At 61.1% G+C, this 18,579-nt stretch carries 10 protein-coding genes and 1 pseudogene; 7 read left to right on the forward strand and 4 right to left on the reverse strand.

Annotation, left to right across the window (positions count from 1 at the left end):
• Positions 1-17: 17 nt before the first annotated feature.
• Positions 18-1,043, forward strand: a pseudogene (locus IHQ43_RS29920) (cache domain-containing protein); the annotation flags it as partial.
• A 135-nt stretch (positions 1,044-1,178) separates the two neighbouring features.
• Positions 1,179-1,910: a methyl-accepting chemotaxis protein gene (locus IHQ43_RS29925; protein WP_459797306.1), complete on the forward strand. Its 732-nt coding sequence runs from the start codon at positions 1,179-1,181 to the stop codon at positions 1,908-1,910.
• A 146-nt stretch (positions 1,911-2,056) separates the two neighbouring features.
• Here IHQ43_RS29925 and IHQ43_RS02390 read toward each other — a convergent pair whose 3' ends face one another.
• Both IHQ43_RS02390 and putA read right to left on the reverse strand, forming a co-directional pair.
• The gene (locus IHQ43_RS02390; RefSeq protein WP_192563244.1) at positions 2,057-3,859 is read right to left on the reverse strand and encodes an acyl-CoA dehydrogenase; all 1,803 of its coding nucleotides are present in this window, start codon (positions 3,857-3,859) and stop codon (positions 2,057-2,059) included.
• A gap of 233 nt (positions 3,860-4,092) precedes the next feature.
• A complete protein-coding gene (gene putA, locus IHQ43_RS02395) occupies positions 4,093-8,046 on the reverse strand; it encodes a trifunctional transcriptional regulator/proline dehydrogenase/L-glutamate gamma-semialdehyde dehydrogenase (RefSeq protein ID WP_192563245.1) in 3,954 nt (1,317 codons plus the stop codon).
• Between the two features lie 457 nt (positions 8,047-8,503).
• On the opposite strand from putA, the gene putP reads away from it, so the two are divergent.
• The 5 genes from putP (at position 8,504) to IHQ43_RS02420 (ending at position 14,764) form a co-directional block, all read left to right on the forward strand.
• A complete protein-coding gene (putP, locus tag IHQ43_RS02400; RefSeq protein ID WP_192563246.1) occupies positions 8,504-9,988 on the forward strand; it encodes a sodium/proline symporter PutP in 1,485 nt (494 codons plus the stop codon).
• 352 nt (positions 9,989-10,340) lie between these two features.
• On the forward strand, positions 10,341-12,356 hold the full coding sequence (locus IHQ43_RS02405; protein ID WP_192563247.1) for a type VI secretion system Vgr family protein: 2,016 nt from the start codon (positions 10,341-10,343) through the stop codon (positions 12,354-12,356).
• A complete protein-coding gene (locus tag IHQ43_RS02410; protein WP_192564938.1) occupies positions 12,337-13,053 on the forward strand; it encodes a DUF4123 domain-containing protein in 717 nt (238 codons plus the stop codon). Before IHQ43_RS02405 ends, IHQ43_RS02410 begins: the two co-directional genes overlap by 20 nt.
• 331 nt (positions 13,054-13,384) lie before the next feature.
• Complete coding sequence (locus tag IHQ43_RS02415) at positions 13,385-13,705, forward strand: hypothetical protein (protein WP_085608455.1); 321 nt, start codon at positions 13,385-13,387, stop codon at positions 13,703-13,705.
• A gap of 219 nt (positions 13,706-13,924) precedes the next feature.
• Positions 13,925-14,764 (forward strand): 23S rRNA (adenine(2030)-N(6))-methyltransferase RlmJ, encoded by an 840-nt coding sequence (locus tag IHQ43_RS02420; protein WP_007952304.1) that lies wholly within the window; start codon positions 13,925-13,927, stop codon positions 14,762-14,764.
• A gap of 133 nt (positions 14,765-14,897) precedes the next feature.
• Here IHQ43_RS02420 and msrA read toward each other — a convergent pair whose 3' ends face one another.
• Entirely contained in the window at positions 14,898-15,563 is a 666-nt protein-coding gene (gene msrA, locus IHQ43_RS02425; RefSeq protein ID WP_007952303.1) for a peptide-methionine (S)-S-oxide reductase MsrA, read from the reverse strand.
• A gap of 194 nt (positions 15,564-15,757) precedes the next feature.
• Positions 15,758-18,454 (reverse strand): putative bifunctional diguanylate cyclase/phosphodiesterase, encoded by a 2,697-nt coding sequence (locus IHQ43_RS02430; RefSeq protein ID WP_192563248.1) that lies wholly within the window; start codon positions 18,452-18,454, stop codon positions 15,758-15,760.
• Positions 18,455-18,579 lie beyond the last annotated feature (125 nt).

The following is an 18,579-nucleotide window of genomic DNA, read 5'->3' on the forward strand; positions in this document are numbered from 1 at the left end:
GGCAGCTGATCCTCGGCATGGGCACCGCCCTGCTGGTCAGCATTCTGATCGTGGTTGGCATTTATACCCTGGTGGTCAACCGCCTCGCCCAGAGCTATCTGGTCGAACAGGCGCTGCCGTCGAGCATCGAAGCGACGCGCAACGACATCGAACGAATCCTCGTTCAACCCCTCACCGCCGCCAAGGACATCGCCAGCAACGCCATGGTCCGCGACTGGCTGGCCAATGGTGAGGACTCCGGCAAAACGTCGGGCTTCGCGCAGTATCTCGAAGGCATCCGCGCCGAACACAAGGCGTTCACCGCGCTGATCATCGGCACCGAATCCAATCACTACATCACCGAAAAAGGCCTGGATCGCACCCTCAGCCGATCCAAACCGGCCGATGCCTGGTTCTACTCTTTCCTCGACAGCAATCAGCCGCGAACCCTGAACATCGACAACGACGGGGCCACCGGAGAGCTGGCGCTGTTCATCGATTTGAAGGTCGAGCAGGCCGGCAAAGTGGTCGGTGTCGCGGGGCTCGGGTTGAGCATGAAAGAGCTGTCGGAGCTGATCCACAACTTCAGCTTCGGCGAGCGCGGCAAGGTCTATCTCGTGCGTTCCGACGGTCTGATCCAGGTCCATCCCGAGGCACAGTTCAGCGGCAAGCGCACCTTGAGCGAGCAGATCGGCGGCTCGGCGGCACAAGCGGTCATGGGTCATAAAGTGGCGACCAACAGCAGCTTCCAGCGCGATGGCGAAGACTTCCTCGCCTTCAGCCTGCCTTTGCGCGACCTCGGCTGGACGCTGGTGGCAGAAGTGCCACAGTCGCAGATCTACGCCGAAGCCCGCCGGGCGATGTGGATGAGCAGCGGCATCGGTCTGGCGGTGGCGCTGGTTTGCCTGGCGTTGGTGATCTGGCTGGCCCAGGGACTGGTGCGACCGATTCGTCAGGTAACAGCCGCGTTGGTAGCAATCGGTAGCGGTGGTGGAGATTTGACCCATCGGTTAGATTCCAGCCGCGCCGATGAGTTGGGTGATCTTGCGCGGGGCTTCAACCGTTTCCTCGACAGCCAGCGCGGGATGATCGGCGAAGTGCTGACCACGAGCGAGCGGCTGCGTGTCGCTGTCGGCCAGGTGGCCAGGGTTGTGGATAACACCGCCGAGCGCTCTGGCCGGCAGCAGGAAATGACCGACATGGTCGCCACCGCTGTCCACGAAATGGGCCTGACCGTGCAAGAAATCGCCCAGAACGCCGGCAATGCTGCGCTCGCCTCGCAAACGGCTCGCGATGAAGCGATGCAGGCGCGGGAAGTGGTGGGTGGCTCGATTCGCCATATAGAAAGCATGTCCGATGAAATCGGGGTCGCGGCGGGGGCGGTGGGTGAGCTGGCGCATCAGGTGGCGTCGATCGATCAGGTGCTCGCGGTGATTCGCGGTGTTTCCGAGCAGACCAATCTGTTGGCGCTGAACGCGGCAATTGAAGCGGCGCGAGCCGGGGACATGGGGCGTGGTTTTGCGGTGGTGGCGGATGAAGTCCGCACCTTGGCGCGTCGCACTCAGGCGTCTACCGACGAGATCCAGCAGATGATCGGCAGCCTCAAGCAGGGGGCGGAGAATGCGGTTTCATCGATGCGCACCGGGCAGGCCGCAACTGGCACCGGAGTCGAGTCGAGCCAGCGTACCGGGGCGTCTTTGACTGCCATTACAGGCCAGGTCGAGCGCATCAGCGACATGAATCATCAGGTGGCGACGGCGACCGAGGAACAGTCTGCGGTGACCGAGGAGATCAATCGTAACGTGCAGGGGATTTCCGATCTGGCCCGGGCAACGGCAGGGGAGGTTCGGGCTTGTCGCGAGGATTGTCAGATGTTGCAGCGGTTGGCGGATGATCTGGCGCGGCAGATGGGTGGGTTCAAACTCACCTGAATAATGCGGCGCCCGTGATGGCGCCATCGCGAGCAAGCTCGCTCCCACAGGTTCCGTGGAGAGTTCACTGCATGTGTGAACACCCTGTAACCCTGTGGGAGCGAGCTTGCTCGCGATTGGATCTTGGCCGTTATACAAGGCTGGGGTTAGAACCACGCATCCTGCATGCTCAGGCAAACATCATCCCGAGCCTCCAGCAACGCCAATTCATGCTGACACCCCGGCACTTCCCACGTCAGAAAATAACGCGCCGCCTGCAACTTGCCCTTATAGAAGTCGACATCCGCCGCATTCCCCTTGGCCAACCCTTCCTCGGCCCGAATCGCTTGTTCAAGCCAGCGCCAGCCAATCACCGCGTGCCCGAACACCTTCAGGTACAACGCCGAGTTCGCCAGGCTGCTGTTGACCTTGCCCTGGGCCAGATCGGTCAGCAGACCGATGGTCACCGTCTGCAAGCGCGCCACCAGTTTCTCCAGCGGCTCACGCAATGCGGTCAACGATTCGTACGCCACCGCGCGTTCGGCTGTGTCGGCAATCAGGCGAATCAGTTGCTTGAGCCTGGCGCCACCGTTCTGCGCCAGTTTGCGCCCGAGCAAGTCCAGCGACTGAATGCCGTGGGTGCCTTCGTGGATCGGGTTCAGGCGGTTGTCGCGGTAGTACTGCTCCACCGGGTATTCGCGGGTGTAGCCGTGGCCACCGAGAATCTGGATCGCCAGTTCGTTGGCTTTCAAGCAGAACTCGGACGGCCAGGATTTGACGATCGGTGTCAGCAAGTCCAGCAGTTCATGGGCCTGTTTGCGCTCGGCCTCGGTTTCCAGCGTGGTGGTGTCATCGAACAGTCGCGCCGCATACAGACCGAGATCGAACGCACCTTCAACGTAGGATTTCTGCGTCAGCAGCATGCGTCTGACATCGGCGTGCTGAATGATCGCCACTGGCGCCGTCGTCGGGTCCTTGCTGTCCGGGACACGGCCCTGCGGACGTTCGCGAGCGTATTCCAGCGAGTACAGGTAACCGGCATAACCGAGCATCACCGCGCCCATGCCGACGCCGATCCGCGCCTCGTTCATCATCTGGAACATATAGCTCAAACCATGATGCGGCTTGCCCACCAGATAGCCGACACACTCGCCGTTATCGCCGAAGTTCAGCGCCGTGGAAGTCGTACCGCGCCAGCCCATCTTGTGGAACAGCCCGGCCAGCAGCACGTCATTGCGCTTGCCCAGATTGCCGTCATCGTTGACCAGAAACTTCGGCACGATGAACAGCGAAATGCCCTTCACCCCGGCCGGTGCGTCCGGCAGCTTGGCCAGCACCATGTGCACGATGTTTTCCGATAGCGGGTGATCGCCGCCGGAAATGAAGATCTTGTTGCCCTTGAGGCGATAAGTGCCGTCAGACGCAGGCTCGGCGCGTGTACGAATATCCGACAGCGACGAGCCGGCATGGGGCTCGGTCAGGGCCATGGTGCCGAAGAAGCGGCCGTCGATCATCGGTTGCAGGAAGCGCTGCTTCTGCTCTTCGGTGCCGAAACTTTCGATCAGGTTGGCCGCACCCATGGTCAGGAACGGATAGGAAGTCGAAGCGGCGTTCGCCGACTGAAAGTGAGCGAAGCAAGCCTGGGACAGGAGTGTAGGAAGTTGCATGCCGCCGGCGTCGAAACTGCGCGCAGCGTTGAGGAATCCGGCTTCGAGGAAGGCATCCACCGCCGGTTTCACCTCGGGAATCAGAATCGCCTGACCGTTCTCGTAGCGCGGCTCGTTCTCGTCGCCCTTGCGGTTGTGCGGTGCGAAGTACTTCTCGGCGATGTTTCGCGCCGTGCCGATGGCCGCATCGAAGGTTTCGCGGTTGTGCTCGGCAAATCGCTCGCGCCGGGTCAGGCCCTCGGCATCGAGGACTTCGTACAGCTCGAAAGCCAGATTGCGGGAACTGAGCAGCGTCTCGGACATGGCGGCCTACCTTTTTTTGGAATGGGCCGAGTCTAGGCGTGCGAATAAAGGCTGAACAGGAAGATTGATGCGCGTGATGGAGAGGCCAAAGGAGGGTAAGGCATGATCGTTCCCACGCTCCGCGTGGGAATGCAGCCCGGGACGCTCCGCGCCCCTAAACGGCGTGACGCAGAGCGTCACAGGAGGCATTCCCACGCAGAGCGTGGGAACGATCAGCGGTGATCAGCGGGGGGTTAGCCGATAGTCATCAGGCTGGCGTTACCGCCCGCCGCCGCGGTGTTGACGCTCAACGCACGCTCGATCACCAGGCGCTCCAGTGCAATGTTGGTCTCGCCCTGGGACAAGCCCTGAACTCCAACGATGGCGCCGGCACGCTTGGCGATCTGCTGGCAGACCGCACGCAACTGGTCGGAATGGCCGTGATGCAGAACCGCATCAAACACCACGTCGTCCTTGTTCCAGTCGGAAACCAGTTTGATCCGCGCCTGAATCTCCTTCGGCAGGCGTGCGAACAATGCCTTGCTGGTGTCGGACTCCGGCCAGACCGCCGAACCGCCCACCGCCAGTACCGCAGCCAGTTGGGTCAGCAGATCGCCTTCGATGTCAGCAAGGCACAGCACGTGCTCGCGCGGCAGGATCGCGTAGCTGTTCTTCTCGCCGGTCGGGCCGGCCAGTACGCGGGTGATACCGCTTTGCGACTGCGCTGCGTACTGCACGCACAGGGTGCTCAGGTCGGCGAACTTGTTGCTGTCGGCCCAGGCTTTCAGGGCGGTCAGCGGCTTGCTCATGGCGTCGCGCAGACGAACGTCCGGTGCCACGGCAGCATCACCGCGAGCGAAGGACTGTTCGATGGCATCGGTAGGACGCGTCGATAGCAGGCGGTACAGGTACAGCGGGCCACCGGCCTTCGGACCGGTACCCGACAGACCTTCGCCACCGAACGGCTGGACGCCGACCACGGCACCGACGATGTTGCGGTTGACGTAGACGTTACCGGCGTTGACGTTGTCGATCACCTTGGCGATGGTCTCGTCGATGCGGGTGTGCACGCCGAGGGTCAGGCCGTAACCGGAGGCGTTGATCTGGGCGATCAACTGGTCGATCTCTTTACGCTTGTAGCGCACCACGTGCAGTACCGGACCGAAGATCTCGCGTTGCAGCTCGTCAAAGCTTTCCAGCTCGATCAGGGTCGGCATGACGAAGGTGCCGCGTTTGACTTCCTCGGTATCGGCGATGGCCACCTGGTACACGTTGCGACCTTTGTCGCGCATGCCCTGGATGTGCTTCTCGATACCGGCCTTGGCTTCGGCGTCGATCACCGGGCCGATGTCCACGGACAGGCGTTCCGGGTTGCCGAGACGGCTTTCAGCCATCGCACCTTTGAGCATTTCGATGACGCGATCAGCGGAATCTTCCTGCAAGCACAGGACGCGCAGGGCCGAGCAACGTTGACCGGCGCTGTCGAAGGCCGAAGACACCACGTCGATCACCACCTGTTCGGTCAGTGCCGAAGAGTCGACGATCATCGCGTTCTGGCCGCCAGTTTCGGCGATCAGCGGAATCGGACGGCCCTGGTTGTCGAGGCGACCAGCAATGTTGCGTTGCAGCAAACGCGCGACTTCGGTGGAGCCAGTGAACATCACGCCCTTGACGCGCTCATCGCCCACCAGACCGGCGCCGACGGTTTCACCGCGACCCGGCAGCAGTTGCAGCACGCCTTCCGGAATCCCGGCTTCGAGCAGCAGACGCACAGCCTGTGCTGCAACCAGTGGAGTTTGCTCGGCCGGTTTGGCCAGTACCGGGTTACCGGCGGCCAGTGCGGCGGCGACTTGACCGCTGAAGATCGCCAGCGGGAAGTTCCACGGGCTGATGCAGACCACCGGGCCCAGTGGGCGGTGGGCGTCGTTGCTGAAATCGTTGCGTGCCTGCACCGCGTAATAACGCAGGAAGTCGACGGCTTCGCGGACTTCGGCGATGGCGTTGGCGAAGGTCTTGCCGGCTTCGCGGGCCAGCAGGCCCATCAGCGGCTGGATTTCGCCTTCCATCAGATCAGCGGCGCGTTCCAGAATCGCGGCGCGTTCGGCCGGCGGGGTGGCCTGCCAGATCGGTGCAGCGTTCAGGGCGCATTGAATGGCGTTGTCGACGTCTTCGACGGTGGCTTCCTGCACGTGGCCGACCACGTCACGCAGATCGGACGGGTTCAGCACCGGTGCCGGCGCTTCGTTACTGGACGCGCAACCAAGCATCGGCGCGGCTTTCCAGTTGTTGTGCGCGGTGGCCAGCAGGGCGCAGGACAGCGACGCCAGACGGTGTTCGTTGGCCATGTCGATGCCGCTGGAGTTGGCGCGCTCGGAACCGTAAAGGTCACGCGGCAGCGGAATGCGCGGGTGCGGCAGGCCGAAACCACCTTCCACGGTTGCCATCTGCTCGATCTGCGCCACCGGATCGGCCACCAGTTCCTGAATCGAAATCGACTGGTCGGCGATACGGTTGACGAACGAGGTGTTGGCGCCGTTTTCCAGCAGACGACGTACGAGGTACGCCAGCAGGGTTTCGTGGGTGCCGACTGGAGCGTACACACGGCACGGACGATTCAGCTTGCCTTCGGAGACTTTGCCTACAACCTGCTCGTACAGAGGTTCGCCCATGCCGTGCAGGCACTGGAACTCGTACTGGCCCGGGTAATAGTTCTGACCGGCAATGTGATAAATCGCCGACAGGGTGTGGGCGTTATGCGTGGCGAACTGCGGGTAGATGACTTCCGGCACCGACAGCAGTTTGCGGGCGCAGGCGATGTAGGAAACGTCGGTGTACACCTTGCGGGTGTAGACCGGATAGCCTTCCAGGCCTTCGACCTGGGCGCGCTTGATTTCGCTGTCCCAGTACGCGCCTTTCACCAGGCGGATCATCAGGCGATGACGGCTGCGGCGAGCCAGGTCGATCACGTAGTCGATCACGTACGGGCAACGCTTCTGGTAGGCCTGGATCACGAAACCGATGCCGTTCCAGCCAGTCAGTTGCGGCTCGAAGCACAGGCGCTCGAGCAGATCCAGCGACAGCTCCAGGCGGTCGGCTTCTTCGGCGTCGATGTTCAGACCGATGTCGTATTGCTTGGCCAGCAGGGTCAGCGACAGCAGGCGCGGGTACAACTCGTCCATCACGCGCTCGTACTGGGCACGGCTGTAACGCGGGTGCAGGGCCGACAGCTTGATCGAGATGCCTGGGCCTTCATAAATCCCACGGCCGTGGGACGCTTTGCCGATCGAGTGAATGGCTTGTTCGTACGAGGCCAGGTACTTCTGGGCGTCGTGTTCGGTCAGCGCCGCTTCACCCAGCATGTCGTAGGAATAACGGAAGCCCTTGGCTTCGAACTTGCTCGCATTGGCCAGGGCTTCGGCGATGGTTTCGCCGGTCACGAATTGCTCGCCCATCAAGCGCATGGCCATGTCGACGCCCTTGCGGATCATCGGCTCGCCGCTCTTGCCGATGATGCGACTCAGGGACGAGGTCAGGCCGGCTTCGTTGTGGGTCGACACCAGTTTGCCGGTCAGCAGCAAACCCCAGGTCGCTGCGTTGACGAACAGCGACGGGCTGTTGCCCAGGTGTGGCTGCCAGTTGCCGGTGCTGATCTTGTCGCGGATCAGCGCATCGCGAGTGCCTTTGTCCGGGATACGCAGCAGCGCTTCGGCCAGGCACATCAGCGCCACGCCTTCCTGGGACGACAGGGAAAATTCCTGCAGCAGGCCCTGAACAATGCCTGCACGACCGCCGGCACTCTTCTGGTTACGCAGTTTTTCCGCGATGGTTGCGGCGAGTTTGTTGGTGGCTTCGGCCATCGGCGCCGGCAGGCGAGCCTGCTCGATCAGCATCGGCACCACTTCCGGCTCAGGGCGACGGTAAGCAGCGGTGATCGAGGCGCGCAGAACCGATTGCGGCAGGATGCTTTCGGCGAATTCGAGGAAGCATTGGTGAGCGTGATCGGTGTGGACTTCGCCCGCGTCGTCGGCGTCCTTTGCGGCCAAACCGTTCAGCTCGGTCAGGGTTGCACCACCCTCGAGTTTTTCCAGGTAATTGAAAATTGCCTGCTTGATCAGCCAGTGCGGTGTGCGATCAATCGAGGTTGCGGCGGCTTTCAGGCGCTCGCGGGTCGGGTCGTCAAGTTTGACCCCAAGGGTGGTGGTAGCCATATTTTTATCCTCATAGGTGCCGCAGTTGCGCGACAACAGCTGGCGGCAAGATTAGCCGCGAGCCGAAAGAGGTGCAACCGGGTGCAACCCTTTTTTTGTCGGAATAATCGGCAACTCGTCAGGAAATAATTTCTGGTACGAAAGTGCTGCTCCTGCTTGGTGCTTTTGCTTCTAGAAAAGCGCTGTGACTGCGTTAAAAGGGAGCAAAAAGCCACTTCCGTAGGATAAATCCGACTGGGTGCAACTAATTCTCAAGAAACTGGTTGCACCTGTTTTGCTTTGTTGCATAGGATTCGCGCCCAAGGTGCAACCGGGGAAACCCGGCGCACCGGCCAATGGCTTTCCTGGGGAAACATTGGTCATAAATGCGCGGCCGTGCGAATCGTCTGTCAGACGTCAGTCTGCAAACGGTGCAACCGCCGCCGCTACATAAAAACAAAGCCAGGGCACGTACGTAATGAGCGCAAGCAATCCAACCCTGATCACGTTCGTGATCTACATCGCAGCAATGGTGCTGATCGGCTTCATGGCCTATCGCTCCACCAACAACCTTTCTGACTATATTCTCGGTGGCCGCAGCCTGGGCAGCGTAGTGACGGCATTGTCCGCCGGCGCTTCCGACATGAGCGGCTGGTTGCTGATGGGCCTGCCGGGCGCCATCTACATGTCCGGCCTGTCCGAAAGCTGGATCGCCATCGGCCTGATCGTCGGTGCCTACCTGAACTGGCTGTTCGTCGCCGGCCGTCTGCGTGTTCAGACCGAGCACAACGGCGATGCACTGACCCTGCCGGACTACTTCTCCAGCCGTTTCGAAGACAAGAGCGGTCTGCTGCGGATCATTTCGGCAGTCGTGATTCTGGTGTTCTTCACTATCTACTGCGCTTCCGGCATCGTGGCCGGCGCCCGTCTGTTTGAAAGCACCTTCGGCATGTCCTACGAGACCGCGCTGTGGGCCGGTGCTGCGGCAACGATTGCCTACACCTTCGTCGGCGGTTTCCTCGCGGTGAGCTGGACCGATACCGTACAGGCCACCCTGATGATCTTCGCGCTGATCCTGACGCCGATCATCGTGCTGCTGGCCACCGGCGGTGTGGACACCACGTTCCTGGCCATCGAAGCACAGGACCCGAGCAACTTCGACATGCTCAAGGGCACCACTTTCATCGGCATCATCTCGCTGATGGGCTGGGGTCTGGGCTACTTTGGCCAGCCGCACATCCTGGCGCGTTTCATGGCGGCGGATTCGGTGAAGTCGATCGCCAAGGCCCGTCGTATCTCCATGACCTGGATGATCCTGTGCCTGGGCGGCACCGTGGCGGTGGGTTTCTTCGGTATCGCTTACTTCTCGGCGCACCCGGAAGTAGCAGGTCCTGTCACCGAAAACCACGAGCGCGTGTTCATCGAACTGGCGAAAATCCTGTTCAACCCATGGGTTGCAGGCGTTCTGTTGTCGGCAATTCTCGCGGCGGTAATGAGCACCCTGAGCTGCCAGTTGCTGGTGTGCTCGAGCGCCTTGACCGAAGACTTCTACAAGGCTTTCCTGCGCAAAAACGCTTCCCAGGTTGAGCTGGTATGGGTTGGTCGCGCCATGGTGCTGGTGGTTGCACTGATCGCTATCGCGATGGCCGCCAACCCGGACAACCGCGTACTGGGTCTGGTGTCCTACGCCTGGGCCGGTTTCGGTGCAGCCTTCGGTCCGGTGGTGCTGATCTCGGTGATCTGGAAGAAAATGACCCGTGACGGCGCACTGGCCGGCATCCTGGTCGGCGCGATCACCGTGATCGTCTGGAAGCACTTCGAGCTGCTGGGTCTGTACGAAATCATCCCGGGCTTCATCTTCGCCAGCCTGGCGATCTACTTCGTCAGCCTGATGGGCCAGCCGAGCGCCGGCATGGTTCAGCGCTTTGAAGCGGCCGAGAAGGATTTCCATCTGAACAAGTGATGGAGATGAGCTGAGGCTCACAAGAAAACGGCCCGCTTCCTGTAGGAAGCGGGCCGTTTTTTATTGCCTGTGATTTCTGATTAGCGCTGGCGATCCCTGTGGGAGCTGGCTTGCCAGCGATGAGGGCGACACATCCAGCACTTAGAGTGACTGACAAATCGCCATCGCTGGCAAGCCAGCTCCCACACGAGGCTGCGATATTTCTGACGGAAGTGTCTGTAGTTGGATGCGTTGATTGTTGAAGGCCAAATCGAAGTTTTGAGTAGGGAAAATCTGATTTTTCAGTCACCCAGCCTGCACCCCTTGCCCCTCATGCAGAATCGCCCGCCCTCAATCTGCAGAGAGACATCGGATGTTCGCGCCTGCCAATCAACCGCGTTTCACGTTGACCGTCGAAGGCGCCCAGTTTGACCTCAAAGTCCTTGAGTTCACGGGCAAGGAAGCCATCAGCCAACCCTATCGATTCGAGGTGGAGTTGGTCAGTGAGCGGCCGGATCTGGATCTGGAAAGCCTGCTGCATTGTCAGGCGTTTCTGAGTTTTGATGCCCAAGGTAACGGTGTTCACGGGCAGATTTATCAGATTGGTCAGTGGGATTCCGGAAAACGTCTGACCCGCTACCACTTGAGCCTTGTTCCACGTCTGATGTATCTCGGTCATCGGATCAATCAACGGATTTTCCAGCATCAGACGGTTCCGCAGATTGTCGCGCAGATCCTCAAAGATCATGCAATCCTGCGCGACGCCTTCGAGTTCCGACTGGGAAGTGACTACCCCGCGCGCGAATATTGCGTGCAGTACGCCGAGAGTGATTTGGCGTTTATCCAGCGCCTTTGTGCTGAGGTGGGCATTCATTTCCACTTTCAACACAGTTCCAGCGGACATTTTCTGGTATTCGGCGATGACCAGACCGTGTTTCCACGACTGGCCGAGCCCGTCTTGTATTTGCCCGGCAGCGGCATGATCGGGACAGCGTCGGCGATCCAGCGCTTCAACGTTCGCCTGGAAACGCGGACCAGTGTTGTCACTCGGCGCGACTACAACTTCGAGAAACCGCTGCTGCACATGCAAAGCGGCATCGACAGTGAACAGCGCCCGGTGCTGGAGGACTATCACTTTCCCGGCCAGTTCAGTGATCGCGAGAGCGGCAGGCAACTGGCTCAGCGCGCACTTGAGCGGCATGTCGCCGATTATCGGCAGGTCGAGGGACGCAGCGATGCATCCGCACTGGCCTGCGGACACTTCCTGCAACTGGCCGAGCACCCACGCCAGGATTGGAATGACCTCTGGTTGCTGACAGCCATCGAGCACTATGGCCGACAGCCGCAAGTGCTGGAGGAATCGGTGACCAGTGATGGGGAGGATGCCCAAGGTTACCGTAATGCCTTTCTTGCAACACCGTGGGATGTGTTTTTCCGTCCAGCTCTTGGGCCAGACAAACCACGAATGCTTGGCTATCAACCGGCCGTGGTCACCGGCCCGAAAGACAGTGAAATCCATTGCGACGAGTACGGTCGGGTCAAGGTGCAACTGGCCTGGGATCGCGACGGCGAACTCAACGAGCATTCCAGCTGCTGGCTGCGGGTCGCCAGCGGCTGGGCCCATGACCGTTATGGGAGCGTGCTGATTCCGCGGGTCGGCATGGAAGTGCTGGTGGGGTTCATCGATTCCGATGCCGACAAACCGCTGGTCATGGGTTGCCTGCCGAACGCCGCCACGCCGGTGCCGCTGGATCTGCCGGCCGACAAGACCCGCAGTATTTTCCGCAGCCAGAGTAGTCCCGGCGGCGGGGGCTACAACGAATTGCGCATCGAAGATCGCAAAGGCGCCGAGGAAATCTACCTGCGCGCCCAGCGAAACTGGACGCAGCATGTGCTGAATGATCAGCAGGTGCAGGTGGATAACCAGCGCAGCGTTGTCGTGACCGGTCTCGCTAAACATGAACTGAAAGCGGATGAGCAGCGCATCACCCATGGCCAGCGCCAGACCGAAGTGAAGCAGGATGATCACCTCACGGTGACCGGCGACCGACACATCCGCGTGAGCAATCAGGCGATCAACGCCAGCGCTCAATTCCACGTCAGCGCCGGGCAGCAAGTGGTGATCGACGGCGGGGCGAGCGCGACGATTCAGGCGGGCGGGCAGTGGATAAACATCGGCCCGGGCGGGATCTTCAGCAGCGTGCCGATTGTGGTGGGTGGCGCGCCGATGGCGGCGATGAGTGCGGCGCCGACAGTGCCGGGGTTGCCGGAGAAACTGATGGCGGCACCGGCAGCGATTTTGACTGCCGCGCAAATCATGAGCCTTAAAGGTGATGCGCCGTTCTGCGAAGAATGCGAGCGCTGCAAGGATGGTGTTTGTGCAGCCTGATCAATGGTTGAAGGATGAGCCGCTCAAACCGTCGGAGCAGTTGTTCGCGATTTTCAGTAGCTCCAGTGCGGCAGAGCCACTGAAGGCCTGGCCGCTGAAAGCGCAGATGCCGAAACCGGTCTGGGCGGAAACGATCTATGCGGAGTGGGATGCGGTGATGCCCTACGTGGGAATCGTCGACGCGGGCAGTGAGTTTCTGGATTGGGTGGCGACCACGGAGTCTCGGGACTGGGGCTGGCTGGCGGTGTCCTCGGCGGGGCTTGATACAGTGGTCGAGCACTTTCGCAGTTTGACCCAGGTGCTGATGCCGGACGGGAAAGCGGTGTTCTTCCGGTTCTGGGATGGGCGGTTTTTTTTGCCGATCCTTGAGTCGTCCGAGGTGGATGCCGGGCAATTGCTGCCGGTTCTCTCGCGAGTATTGATCAATGGTCAGCCAGTCGAGATCGGGGGCAGGGCGCGGGTCTCGGGGCGGGAGTATCCTTGGTGGTCGGTGCCGGAAAAGCTGCTGGCGCAATTTGGCGGTGATGCCCGGATCAACAATGCCTTGCAGTGGTTGAGCGAGGAGCAGCCGGCGTTGTTCGAGGCATTTCCCGCCGATGTTTTGCGCTGCAAGGTTGTCAGGTTTTTTGCGGTTTCGGCGTCGGACGAATCGTCGGCTTCGGCATTACTGGACTACTTGCGGGACGAATCAGAGTGAAATTTCCGGGCGAAGGCTTCGGACGTTTCCTGCGAGTTGCGGCGGTTTGCGTGAACTGGTGGGCGCGGTGGTGCGGGGATAGTCTTTGGTTGTCTCCGCAAGTGTGGAGGCAGGGCGTAGGAGCCCTGATTTCAGAGCAGTGCATAAGCGTCGTTGCCCGATTTGCGGCAGTCTTCGCTCGACCGTAAGATCCTTTGCGGCGGTTATGCGCGGGCACGCTTCGGCGTGGCTGAGTGCTCTGGTCTCAGTCCTCCTACCCCGCGCATGGCTGCCACCCAATCCTGTAGGAGGGAAACGGTGTGCGCCTCTTTCACTACCAGAGGATTAAACAATGAGCACGCTTCATCCAGATCCACCCTACGAACCCTTCATCCCTCACCCCAACAACCGCCTCATGGCGCTGACCAGCAACTGCAACGACATGCCCACCCTGTTCATCGACACCCACGCCCCGCTCGACATCCTGATGGACGCCGCCAACTACCGCATCCGCGCGGTCATCCAGGTCCTGGAAAACATGTGCATGCGCGGCTCGGTCGAGTGCGACTCGGTCATCCTCAGCGACTTCGCCCAGCTCTGCGTGATACCGCTGCGTGACGGCTGTGATGTCTTGGATGTGATTGGCAAACGCCTACACGCCATACCGTCCTGACTCGATCGTTCCCACGCTCTGCGTGGCTCCAGGGACGCTCTGCGTTCCAGGCATCCACCGCAATTGTGGCTGATACCCCATGCGACGCGGAGCGTCACGGGCTGCATTCCCACGCAGAGCGTGGGAACGATCATCAGTGCGGCGGGACGCCACTCAGCTGCGAGCCCCTGACTTGCCGCCCGGTAAAAGGTAAACTTCACGGCCCTCGCAGGAGCAGCCATGAATTATCGTCACGCCTTCCATGCCGGCAATCACGCCGATGTGTTCAAACACCTGACCTTGACCCGCCTCATCGCCCTGATGTCGCGCAAGGAGCAGCCGTTTGCCTATCTCGACAGCCACGCCGGCATCGGTCTGTATGACTTGCAGGGCGATCAGGCCAACCGTACCGGCGAGTACCTGGAAGGCATCGCGCGGTTGTGGGATCAGCCGGATCTGCCGGCGCTGACCGCTGACTACATGAAAGTGCTGCACGAGATGAACCCGGATGGCCAGTTGCGCTATTACCCGGGTTCGCCGGAGCTGGCGCGGCGTCTGACCCGGCCGCAGGATCGGGTGATGCTCAACGAGAAGCACCCCGAAGACGGCGTCTTGCTCAAAGACAACATGGCCGGCGATCGTCGGGTCAAAGTGCATCTGGGCGAGGGCTGGCATGTCGCCCGCGCGATGTTGCCGGTGCAGGAGAAGCGCGCGGTGATGCTGATTGATCCGCCGTTCGAGCAGCTTGATGAAATGCAGCGTTGTGCGGCGTCAATGAAAGAGGCCATTGGCCGGATGCGCCAGACCGTGGCAGCGATCTGGTATCCGGTGAAGGATCAGCGCGCGCTGCGTCGTTTCTATCAGGATCTGGCCGGCACCGGTGCGCCGAAGTTGCTGCGGGTCGAGCTGTTGGTGCATCCGCTGGACACGCCGAACAGCCTGAACGGTTCTGGCCTGGCGATTGCCAATCCGCCGTGGGGGCTGGAGGAAGAATTGCGTGAGCTGCTGCCGTGGCTGTCCAAGAAGCTTGGGCAGACCCAGGGTGGATGGCAGATGGATTGGTTGATCGCCGAGAGCTGATCTCTATTGATCGCCGATCGTTCCCACGCTCCGCGTGGGAATGCAGTCCGGGACGCTCCGCGTCCCAACAGCGGACGCAGAGCGTCCATTGAGGCATTCCCACGCAGAGCGTGGGAACGATCGGCCGAGGTGGTCAGTTACCCGCCAGGCTCGGTGGCATGCAAACGCCAGTGCCGCCAATCCCGCAGTAACCTTCCGGATTTTTCGCCAGATACTGCTGGTGATAGGTCTCGGCGAAGTAAACCGTCGGGGCCTGTTCAATCTCGGTGCTGATTTCACCCAGACCTGCCTTCGACAGCTCAGCCTGATAAACGGCTTTGCTCTTCAGCGCCGCATCCAGTTGCTCCGGATGGGTCGCGTAGATCACCGAACGGTACTGAGTGCCAATGTCATTGCCCTGGCGCATGCCCTGCGTCGGGTTGTGCAGTTCCCAGAACATCGCCAGCAGCTCTTCGTAGCTGACCTTGGCCTTGTCATACACCACCAGAACCACTTCAGCGTGGCCGGTCAGGCCCGAGCAGACTTCTTCGTAGGTCGGGTTCGGCGTGTAACCGCCGGCGTAACCGACCACGGTGCTGACCACGCCTTCACGCTGCCAGAAGCGCCGCTCGGCACCCCAGAAGCAGCCCAGACCGAAGATCGCGAAGTCGACGTCTTCGAAAAACGGGCCGAGCAGCGGTGTGTCTTCGAACACGAAGTGCTTTTCAGGCAGGGTCATTGCGGTTTCGCGGCCAGGCAGAGCTTGTTCTTTAGTCGGTAGCACGTTCTTGTTCACCAGAATTTCCGAGCGCAGAACCATGATCGTTCCTCTCAGTCAGGATGGGATGTCTATAAGCTGACCACCAGTGTGCCCAATGATGCCCGATTTCGCACTATTCAAATGTGGGAGCGAGCTTGCTCGCGAAGGCGGCGATCCATTCAACATTTGCAGTGACTGACCCACCGCCTTCGCGAGCAAGCTCGCTCCCACAGGGTTGGGGGGGATTATGGGATTTAGAGGCAGAGCGGGCCGCGCGGGTAGCGCTTGAGCGCCTGGATCAGTTCGGCACCCGGAATCGGCCGGTCGAACAGGTAGCCCTGGCCGACGTCGCAGCGGTGCCGGCGCAGGAACGCCAGTTGCTCGGCGGTCTCGATGCCTTCGGCCACGACCTTGAGTTTCAGGTTGTGGGCCATGGCAATCACGGCGGAGGTGATTTCCATGTCGTCCTGGTTATCCGGGATTTCGTGGATGAAGCTGCGATCGATCTTGATGATGTCGATCGGGAATTTCTTCAGGTAGCTGAGCGACGAATAGCCGGTGCCGAAGTCGTCCATGGCCAGAGTCAGGCCCAGACGCTTGAGCTGGTCGAGCTGCAAGTGGGTGTCTTCGGTGGCTTCCAGCAGCAAGCCTTCGGTCAGCTCCAGTTCCAGCAGATTGGCCGGCAGCGCTTCTTCCTTGAGGATGTTGGCGATGGAGGCCACCAGGTCGGGGTCGGAGAACTGCTTGGGCGACAGGTTGATCGCCACTTGCAGATTGCCCATGCCGGCGGCGGTCAGCGCCTTGCTCATGCGGCAGGCCTGGCGGGCAATCCACTTGCCGATCGGAATGATCAGGCCGGTTTCCTCTGCGACGCTGATGAACTGATCCGGGCGGATCATGCCGCGCTCCGGGTGGTTCCAGCGCAACAGCGCTTCCATGCCCAGCAGACGACCACTGCGCAGGCACAGCTTCGGTTGGTAGAACACGTCCAGTTCATTCTGGGTCAGGGCGCGGCGCAGGTTGTTTTCGACGAACAGTTTGTAGCTGGCCTCGGCGTTCAGCGCCTCGGTGAACACCTGCACCTGATGTTTGCCGTTGGCCTTGGCCTTGTGCAGGGCGAGGCCGGCGTTGCGCATCAGGGTCTGCGGGTCGCGGCCGTGCAGCGGCGCGCAGGCCAGGCCCACGGAGCCGGTGACGCTGATCAACTGGTTGTCGACGAACATCGGTTTGTCGAGGGTCAGCAGTAACTGGCTGGCGATCTGCTGCCCGGCCTCAAGGTCGGTGTTGTCGAGCAACACCGCGAACTCGTTACTGGCGAACCGCGCCAGGCTGCCACTCGGGCTGAGGCTGTTACGCAGGCGCCGGGCCAGGCTGATCAACAGTTTGTCGCCGGTCTGGTGACCGAGGCTGTCGTTGATCCGCTTGAAGTTATCGATGTCCACCAGCAGCAGGCTGATCGGGGTATCGCTATCCCGGGCGAAGCGTTCGTCCAGATTGCGGATAAATGCAGGGCGGTTACCGAGGTTGGTCAGGTTGTCGGTGTAGGCCAGGCGCTCGATGCGCTGCTGCGCCAGTTTGGTCTGGGTGATGTCTTCGTAGATGCCGATGTAATGCGTCAGCTCACGGTTGTCGCCGTAGACCTTGGAAATCGACAACTGGCCCCAGTAGGGTTCGAGGTTCTTGCGGCGGCTCTTGAATTCGCCCTGCCAGCTGTTGCTCTTGGCCAGCGCCGACGGCGCGTCGAACAGCAGCTCGCTGAGGTTTTCCAGGGCCGGCAACTCCGACAGGCGCTGGCCGTGGACTTCCTCGGTGGTGTACTGGGTGATCGCGGTGAAGCTCGGGTTGACGTACTCGACCACGCCGTCGCAATTGACCAGCAAAAAGGCGTTTGCACTTTGCTCGACCGCACGCTGGAACAGGTGCAGGGCGCTGGTGGCGGTGCGGCGGTTGTGGTTGTTGATGACCTGGGCGAACTGGTCGGCCAGTTCACCGGCAAAGGCGATTTCGTCGGACTGCCAGGCGCGGGTGACGCCGGTCTGCTCCAGGCACAGCACGCCGACCACCTGGCCGTCGACGCGGATGCTGGCGTCGAGCATGGCATTGACGTCACGCGGGCGCAGGGCTTCGGCCATTTCCCGGGTTCGCGGGTCACGCATCGCGTTGTGTGCATCGATGGCGCGGCTGCCGTGCAGCGCGTCCATGTAATCGGGGAAGTCGCTGACGTCGATCACGTCCGGCAGGATGTATTCCTGGGTGGCACGGTGGTACGCCGAGATCGGCACCAGCTTCTGGCCTTCGAGGTTCCACAGGCTGGCGCAGTCGATTTCGTAGATATCGCAGGCACAGCGGGTGATCAGCTCGGCGGCTTCCTGCAGGGAGTTCTGGCTGCTGTAGCGCTGGCGGGCCAGCAACAGGATCAGATCCTGTTGGGCGCGCACTCGCTCCAGGTGTTGCAGCTGTTCCTGCTGGGCACGCTGATTGAGCTCAAGGGCGATTTGCAGGCGCGAGTTCTGGGTTTCCAGGTCGACGGACTGCAGCGGCGGCGCTTCGTCGAACACATCGTCGACCGCCAGCAGGTAACCGCGCAGCAAGTGACGGTTGTGCTGTTTGTAGGCTTCGCCGAGTTCGAGAATGCTCAGCGCACCGGCGGCGGTGTGCAGGGTATAGCGCACCAGATAGTGCGGGCTGTCGCGCAATTGTTGCTGGATCGCGTCGTGCAACTGATAACGCGCTTCGGGCTCCATCAGGCTGGCGTAGGGCGAGCCGACCAAAGCGCAGAGTTCAACGGCGGGCTGGCCGAACTGGCGTTCGCAGTTGGGATCGAGAAACAGCATCGCCCAGCTGGCTTCATTCAGGCGCTCGAAACGCAGCATGCCGAGCCGCGAGGGCACAGGCAACTGCGTCACTACCTCGGCCACCATACGGCTGGCGGCATCGGGTTGGCTCTTCATGAAGGGAACTCGCTTGGAAATTTGCTGAACGCGCCGGGCTCGCGCCCTCTTTACTGTTGCCTGCGGCAAGGTTGCATCATTGCGGCACCGACTGACAAGAGACATGAAGGCCAAGTGCTATAAGA

This window comes from Pseudomonas gozinkensis, assembly GCF_014863585.1.
Taxonomy (GTDB): Bacteria; Pseudomonadota; Gammaproteobacteria; order Pseudomonadales; family Pseudomonadaceae; genus Aquipseudomonas; species Aquipseudomonas gozinkensis.